1 protein-coding gene is annotated in these 471 nt (G+C 34.0%); it reads right to left on the bottom strand.

Going from position 1 to position 471, the window contains the following annotated elements; genetic code table 11:
- Positions 1–321 (bottom strand): hypothetical protein (locus tag D7X12_RS43920; RefSeq protein WP_208719650.1); only part of this gene is annotated, 321 nt, incomplete at its 3' end.
- Positions 322–471 lie beyond the last annotated feature (150 nt).

Raw genomic sequence — 471 nt, 5'->3', positions numbered from 1 at the left:
TCCTCCAACAAATCCAGCAAGTTGATAATATTGAGCAAATGATTGATCATTCGAGGGTCTATAAATCAGTTTCAGTTTTTTATAACCTGAGTGCTTTAAATTTTCAACCCATTTAATCGGATCATCGGCTACAATTCCGGGCTCTGCCGATTTTCTTAAAAAGGATTTTTTAGTTATAATATCCCAGAATTGTACCCGGTTACAGAATTGAAAAGTTGAGTTAGAAGAATAAAAATCACTAACCAGTTTATCGTTTATCAGGCACTCGTTGCCATAAGCTACAATGGCAATCAGTTGGGCTAAAGTTCCATTCATTTTCAATAGCTGTTGTTAACAAAACTACCATTAAAGTAGTTATAAAGAAAAAAGGCCTCCTTTTCAGGAAGCCTTTGGTATTATAGCAAATCGGCTAATTAAATTATAACTTAATTTCTTCGTCTTTGGTGTTGAAGAAATGGAACTCTGTAATCT

Origin of the sequence: Corallococcus sicarius (genome assembly GCF_003611735.1) — a bacterium.
Taxonomy (GTDB): domain Bacteria; phylum Myxococcota; class Myxococcia; order Myxococcales; family Myxococcaceae; genus Corallococcus; species Corallococcus sicarius.
The sequence above is the reverse complement of the archived record's forward strand: the minus strand, read 5'-3'. Positions and strand labels throughout refer to the sequence as shown.